Origin of the sequence: Scytonema sp. PCC 10023 (assembly GCF_963920835.1) — a bacterium.
GTDB lineage: Bacteria > Cyanobacteriota > Cyanobacteriia > Cyanobacteriales > Nostocaceae > Kalymmatonema.
In genome coordinates this window covers 1-5,299 of record NZ_CAWUDP010000212.1, presented here as the reverse complement: position 1 = coordinate 5,299, position 5,299 = coordinate 1, and the positions used below count along the sequence as shown (strand labels likewise).

General features: G+C 46.7%; 11 protein-coding genes. 5 read left to right on the top strand and 6 right to left on the bottom strand.

The window, feature by feature from the left end; translation table 11 throughout:
- Positions 1–24: 24 nt before the first annotated feature.
- From ACM0OZ_RS47635 to ACM0OZ_RS47610, 6 genes are all read right to left on the bottom strand, one after another.
- Positions 25–300, bottom strand: a complete 276-nt coding sequence (locus ACM0OZ_RS47635) for a hypothetical protein (RefSeq protein ID WP_414589955.1) — start codon at positions 298–300, stop codon at positions 25–27.
- A gap of 309 nt (positions 301–609) precedes the next feature.
- Positions 610–882: a hypothetical protein gene (locus ACM0OZ_RS47630; protein WP_414589954.1), complete on the bottom strand. Its 273-nt coding sequence runs from the start codon at positions 880–882 to the stop codon at positions 610–612.
- Complete coding sequence (locus ACM0OZ_RS47625) at positions 872–1,105, bottom strand: hypothetical protein (protein WP_414589953.1); 234 nt, start codon at positions 1,103–1,105, stop codon at positions 872–874. The genes ACM0OZ_RS47630 and ACM0OZ_RS47625 overlap by 11 nt, the downstream gene beginning before the upstream one ends.
- A complete protein-coding gene (locus tag ACM0OZ_RS47620; protein WP_414589952.1) occupies positions 1,098–1,391 on the bottom strand; it encodes a hypothetical protein in 294 nt (97 codons plus the stop codon). The genes ACM0OZ_RS47625 and ACM0OZ_RS47620 overlap by 8 nt, the downstream gene beginning before the upstream one ends.
- On the bottom strand, positions 1,388–1,612 hold the full coding sequence (locus ACM0OZ_RS47615; protein WP_414589951.1) for a hypothetical protein: 225 nt from the start codon (positions 1,610–1,612) through the stop codon (positions 1,388–1,390). Before ACM0OZ_RS47615 ends, ACM0OZ_RS47620 begins: the two co-directional genes overlap by 4 nt.
- Positions 1,612–2,631, bottom strand: a complete 1,020-nt coding sequence (locus tag ACM0OZ_RS47610) for a hypothetical protein (RefSeq protein WP_414589950.1) — start codon at positions 2,629–2,631, stop codon at positions 1,612–1,614. The genes ACM0OZ_RS47615 and ACM0OZ_RS47610 overlap by 1 nt, the downstream gene beginning before the upstream one ends.
- A gap of 287 nt (positions 2,632–2,918) precedes the next feature.
- Between ACM0OZ_RS47610 and ACM0OZ_RS47605 the strand changes: the two genes are divergently transcribed.
- The 5 genes from ACM0OZ_RS47605 to ACM0OZ_RS47585 all read left to right on the top strand — a co-directional run bounded on the left by ACM0OZ_RS47605 (position 2,919) and on the right by ACM0OZ_RS47585 (position 5,256).
- Positions 2,919–3,080 carry a plasmid partition protein ParG gene (locus ACM0OZ_RS47605; RefSeq protein WP_414589956.1) on the top strand — a complete coding sequence of 54 codons (162 nt, stop codon included), beginning with the start codon at positions 2,919–2,921 and terminating at the stop codon, positions 3,078–3,080.
- Positions 3,077–3,343, top strand: a complete 267-nt coding sequence (locus ACM0OZ_RS47600) for a hypothetical protein (protein WP_414589949.1) — start codon at positions 3,077–3,079, stop codon at positions 3,341–3,343. The genes ACM0OZ_RS47605 and ACM0OZ_RS47600 overlap by 4 nt, the downstream gene beginning before the upstream one ends.
- Positions 3,340–3,723, top strand: a complete 384-nt coding sequence (locus ACM0OZ_RS47595) for a hypothetical protein (RefSeq protein ID WP_414589948.1) — start codon at positions 3,340–3,342, stop codon at positions 3,721–3,723. Before ACM0OZ_RS47600 ends, ACM0OZ_RS47595 begins: the two co-directional genes overlap by 4 nt.
- Before the next feature lie 676 nt (positions 3,724–4,399).
- Entirely contained in the window at positions 4,400–4,771 is a 372-nt protein-coding gene (locus ACM0OZ_RS47590; RefSeq protein ID WP_414589947.1) for a hypothetical protein, read from the top strand.
- The gene (locus tag ACM0OZ_RS47585) at positions 4,771–5,256 is read left to right on the top strand and encodes a hypothetical protein (RefSeq protein ID WP_414589946.1); all 486 of its coding nucleotides are present in this window, start codon (positions 4,771–4,773) and stop codon (positions 5,254–5,256) included. Before ACM0OZ_RS47590 ends, ACM0OZ_RS47585 begins: the two co-directional genes overlap by 1 nt.
- Positions 5,257–5,299 lie beyond the last annotated feature (43 nt).

Sequence of the window (5,299 nt, the reverse complement as noted above, 5' to 3'; positions counted from 1 at the left end):
TAGGCTTTAATCTCGTTGCTCAATCTACGGCGACGGAATGTGTTTCTTAAGAGTCAACGCCAGTTTGTCTCCTGCCCCTAGTTCAGATTCAATCCGGCTCATGGCATTCTCAACTTCCGAGCGAACGCCAAGAGCTTCAGCATCGTGAAACCAGAGATGATATCCAATTCGATATAGCAGCCAGCATTTTTCTGTTGGGGTCATGTTCTGGAATTGGTCGCCGAAATACTCGACCATTTGGTCAATTAAGCTTCCATCAAATGGGGTGTAGTTTGCGTAGTATCCTACTGGTTTCGACATTGTTGTAAAATCCTTAATGTTGTGTATTCTTCATTGGCGGAGATGCACCCAAGGCGATCGCTCGTTTCTCAGGCAGGCGATCGCTTTTAACTTGGTAAGTTTCCTAATAAATCAAGCGCTAATTGCAAATCTCTGATTTGCTCGAGTGAGCAGCGGGTTAGATAAGCTATCAGCGCCTTGTGTTCGCACTGCTCTCCCTCAAAACTGCCCTCTGCGACCAACTTGAAAAAATAGAAAGGACTCCAATCATCCTGGCTTTGGATGGAAATCATGAAATTAAGCTGAGACTGGGTAAAAGGCATATTCTTCCTAAAACAAACTTTGTTGAATCGCTGTCTCAGTCACTATGGCGTGGTGCTGACGGTACAGCCCAGGAACTTCGTAAACTTTGCGTAGCACCTTGTCTCGATTCAGCCTCAAATCAGCCGTCTTGCGTTGCGCTGGCAGCGGTCGAAATAAGTATTGTGTGTGTTTGATGCTGCCCTCTGAGTAGAGGTAACGGTAGAGTGTCCCATTAATTTGAAAGGTCTTTGATTGGGTCAATAAGGTTGGGCAAGTAATTAGCTGTAGGTCATTCACCACGAAACGCCTCCAAGCTAGCTAGATTCAGTGCTTGCACCTGTTGCCAAACTTTTCGCTGCACCTGGATTTTAGAAAGTGCAAGGCTCACCCTGCGCTTGGTTTGTCCCTCTGCCCATCTCCAAAAGTTGTATTTCCTCCCGGTCGTACCTGAGTAGTGCCATTCACCACGCTCACCTTGGATCAGGTACTGCCCATCAATGGTCAAATCTGCAATATCAAACATTAATTTCTCCCTGTAGCGGGTTATCTAACGGTTGTTCAGTAAAGAGTTCGTCAAAGGATGGAATTCTGCATCCCATCTCGGAAGCCGCTGGATTGTCCAACAAGCTGAAGTCTTCATACACTTGGGATAATTGGGTTAAAAAGTGCAGGCAATCGGCTTGTGTAAAATCTAACCCTACTAGGAAATCTTCATTCTGCATCTGGGCGTAATCTTCGTTTTGGGCTAGAGCATCCAGTATTTCTTGTGCCTGTTGAATTAATCGCTCTAAAGGGGCGCTGTTTCTCATTGCCACACTCCAAACTCGTTACTCAGGACATTAACCAAACTGTCATTAGGGCTTGGGTTGCTTACAGTGGTGGAGTCGGCTACTGTAGGCTGCTGTGCTATGAGCCGTTTATGCTCTCGTAGTAAGTGGTTTACTACTTCTGTGGCATCCTCACACCCCATCTGCTGCCCAATTTGGATGACCCAATCGTGTAAGTAGGGACGGATAGACACTCGCATCATTAGATACCTCCTTTAACTGAATGTTGAGCAATGAGAAATAACCCGCGACTATTTGCCACTTGAGCATCTAGCAGAGTGGCTATACCGTGTTTAGCCAATAATTGATTAATTCCGGGTAAGAGAGAACCGCCACCAGTAGCGATAATGGATTCGCATCTTGGACGCCAGGGCGCAACAGGTTTAAGTGCTGGCGTTAGTACTGTTCTCACCCACACTGGTAATTGCTCGTGGTAAATTTCTCTGAAGTTCCAACCACTACAGCCATAATCAAAAGTTCCGTTTTCGATGCCTTGCCGGATAACTGCTCTGTCACCTTCCGCCCCTAAACTTGCTCTTGTGCTGGGGTGTCGTGCTAGAGCTTCTACCAGTTCCCTCACTCCTCCAGGGTGAATTGTGCGCGATTGCTTCACCAACTGCGTACCAGAAAAGACAGCGGTGATTGTGGTTCCAAAGCCAAGGTCTATGAGGATGGTTTGACTTTGAGGCTTGAGGATGCCAACCTTGAGCGCGTTGACAATGGTTCCTCGCCCTTCCTCAAATACGCGAGCGCTGACATTAACCGTTGTTTCCCGTCCGTTCAGTTCTACAACATGGGAACCATCGAAGGATTTTTTCAAGCGATCGCCTAAAATTTCTGCATCTTGAATTGAGAGCGATAAGGCAATATTCCAAACTGGTTGGTGTGGAAGTCGTTGCAGGCATCCAAGAAAAGTTTGTAAGCCCAGTTCGACTTTGCCTAACTTCTCGTCAACGATGCGTTGATATGCCAGCGGGGATTCTAGGTAGGCAGCATCACCTGTTACCCAACGCTTGCCTTTTAGGTCGGTGCGGGTTCCGTCCAAGTATTCGATGATGTTTGGGCTTTCACTGGCTGAGCGTAATTCTAGGTAGTAGCTAGGGGATATAATCACTCCGTCGCTGTGGGTGAGTTTGCTGAAACCATTGCCTCCATCAAAGCCCAATGGTGTGAGCTGCCCTATATTGCCAGGGCTGGCGTTTGCTGGCGGTATTACAATCATTCAAAATTTCTCCTGAGTGTTTGGGAATTGCGTTCTTTGAGCCACTGCTGATTTATATGTGCATGAAAATTTAGCAGATAGCAGACGTTGCCATCTCTAGCAGTGGTTGTCTTTTGCGGTTATGGTGATAGGATAGCGTTATGCCGCTAAAACGGCAAGTAGGCAATACTTAATTTCCTCTTTAACGCAATGCCGCTATAGCGTATCGTTCCCAAAGTTGGCAAGCTATAGAGGTAAGGAGCTAAAGGGGAATATCGCTATTGTCTGCCGAAGATGACGTTAAAAACGTGAAGGTATCAATTTATATGTCGGAAGATTTGAGGGCGCGGTTTAAATCTGCTTGCGCCTTGCATAGAAAAAGTATGAATGAGGTCTTAGTAGAGTTTATAGAGGACTATCTAGAGGAGAATGAGCGACCCGCACCTAAGAAAGACAAGGGGGCGGCATGACTCACGACGGGCAACAAAACAGGTTAGACCAGATTGAAGCGATACTGCTGCAAACTGCTCAACAGCAGCAAACTAATACAACAGCGATCGCACAACTGACAGCCAAAGTTGACGGGCTAACAGAGGAGGTTGATAGCCTGCGCGATATTGTGATGCATTCAATCCAAAATGCTGAGAGCGATCGCGAAGTGTTCCAAGCTGAGATTCGGCGGATTTGGGAATACCTGCTGGGGCGGTCGGGTAATGGGAGGGGTGAGGAATGACGGCTGACGGAGGACAAAACAGGTTAGACCGGATTGAAGCGATACTGCTGCAAACTGCTCAACAGCAACAGACTAATACAACAGCTCTAGCTCAACTGACCGAACAGCAGCAAGTTAATACAACGGCAATCACACAACTGACCGAACAGCAGAGGCAAATGCAAGCGGCTATTACTCAGCTGACGGCAAAAGTTGATGGGTTGTCTGAACAGTTAGAAGCAAGTTTTGCTGATATAGCGGTAACAATTACACGACTGGGTGAGGAAGCGCACGAAGATAGGCAACTTATAAAAGGCATTCAGCTTGAAAATCGGCGCATTCTTGAATATCTTTTTGGACAACAAAGAGGAGGTGGCGAAAATGGACAAGCTGCAAGTTAGTTTATTCTCAACAACTTGGGCTTATTGCTGTGCCAATTACACACTTGCTTGCTGTGTCAGTGACACACTCTTTGACGATTAGTACTTTTTTACTACAAAAGGAGAAATTCCCCTTCCCACGCTGGTCAAGAGCGGTTAGAATACCGATTTGTACCCCTTCGGTGCTGTCTTATTAGGTACGACATCTGAATCGACACCGATTTGATTGCTACCGTATCTGAGTTGACTTTACAGAGGACTATGGCGAACCAAACAGCAAAACCAACTTCGCTTCGCCTTGAAGCAACTACTAAACTTTGTTGTAGCGACTTTCAGCGTCTAATTCGGTTGGCGCAAGTGCAAGGGCGTCCGAGGGGTGCTGTTGTCCGGAGCGCTCTGCTCCAATATTTAGATTCTTTTGAGGAAGCGGAAAATTTAAAAGCCGCGAGTTGACTATAAAAGTAACTCGCGGCTTTATTCTAAAAAAAAGGCGATCCAGTCAAAAGCCCCCGTAACCCGTCCGCGTTGCTTCAACAACGCTACGGTCCAGTCAAACAAAAGACCAAATCAACCGTTATATCACAAAAAAATCTAGATATATATTACCAACAAGAGTTAGCTGATTTCTGGTCGTTTCTAAATTTATTCAAACGGGGGCTTGGCTGGGTTGCTTCAATCCAAAGTGAGGCAATTAAAGATGACCCTGTTATATCACAAAAAAAGTTTATCATCCAGTCCATTAGCACACGAAGTATTTCCTAATACTCCCAGCGGTTGCCCGTCTTGTGGATGCTCTAGCCTTAACTTTATCCGGTTGCAGCCTCCTTCTCCGCACTATGGCTGTTACAGATGTGCTGGCTGTGATTGCTTTAGAGGTTGGGTGCCAAAGCCAGAAACGAAGCAACGACGGGAAGAACTTAACTGCGCGATCGGACAGCTGCTGGGATCGCCACATATTAGCGAGTGGGAGCGAGGGTTTTTAACCAGCATCAAAAACCAGCCGAAACTTTCTCCACGCCAGCGTGAGATTTTGAGCCAAATTCAAGCAAGAGTAGGAGGTCAGGGCTAATGGTTGCATCAGTTCACTCTACCCCTCCTCGTAACGTCCGCGAAACAATCTCTTGGTTACTGCGGCTTGGTCGTCCACCTCTTCCAGAATGCCCGATTGAAGCAGCCAAGCGGGGCAAGCAACCCAAACAACCATGCTTTCTTGACAGTAAAGGATATCTTCAATCGCTTGATTGGAAGCAGTGGCAGCAGACTCAGCCAATCAAAGAAATATTGGATAGCTGGTTCTGCAATTCCAAAACGGGCATTGGAACATTAGGCGGATGGAATGGTCAGCACTGGCTCGGTTGGATTGACTTTGACCAAAAAGATTTTGCAAGTCCTGACGAGTGCGATCGCATTATAGAAGAATGGCAGCAGCAGTACCCGTTGGCACAAGAAGCTCCGATGTTCCGTACTCCCAGCGGTGGTTATCGCTTCTTGGTGGCATTCGACACAGAACCAGAAAACTTCAAGGCAAACAGCGGATTTAGTCTTAGCTCTTAAGAAACACATTCCGTCGCCGTAGATTGAGCAACGAGATTAAAGC

Excerpts from the sequence above, each read along its gene's own strand:
- ACM0OZ_RS47590 (WP_414589947.1), top strand. The coding sequence starts at position 4,400 with ATGACCCTGTTATATCACAAAAAAAGTTTATCATCCAGTCCATTAGCA.
- ACM0OZ_RS47600 (WP_414589949.1), top strand. The coding sequence starts at position 3,077 with ATGACTCACGACGGGCAACAAAACAGGTTAGACCAGATTGAAGCGATA.
- ACM0OZ_RS47615 (WP_414589951.1), bottom strand. The coding sequence starts at position 1,612 with ATGATGCGAGTGTCTATCCGTCCCTACTTACACGATTGGGTCATCCAA.
- ACM0OZ_RS47610 (WP_414589950.1), bottom strand. The coding sequence starts at position 2,631 with ATGATTGTAATACCGCCAGCAAACGCCAGCCCTGGCAATATAGGGCAG.
- ACM0OZ_RS47595 (WP_414589948.1), top strand. The coding sequence starts at position 3,340 with ATGACGGCTGACGGAGGACAAAACAGGTTAGACCGGATTGAAGCGATA.
- ACM0OZ_RS47635 (WP_414589955.1), bottom strand. The coding sequence starts at position 300 with ATGTCGAAACCAGTAGGATACTACGCAAACTACACCCCATTTGATGGA.
- ACM0OZ_RS47620 (WP_414589952.1), bottom strand. The coding sequence starts at position 1,391 with ATGAGAAACAGCGCCCCTTTAGAGCGATTAATTCAACAGGCACAAGAA.
- ACM0OZ_RS47625 (WP_414589953.1), bottom strand. The coding sequence starts at position 1,105 with ATGTTTGATATTGCAGATTTGACCATTGATGGGCAGTACCTGATCCAA.
- ACM0OZ_RS47585 (WP_414589946.1), top strand. The coding sequence starts at position 4,771 with ATGGTTGCATCAGTTCACTCTACCCCTCCTCGTAACGTCCGCGAAACA.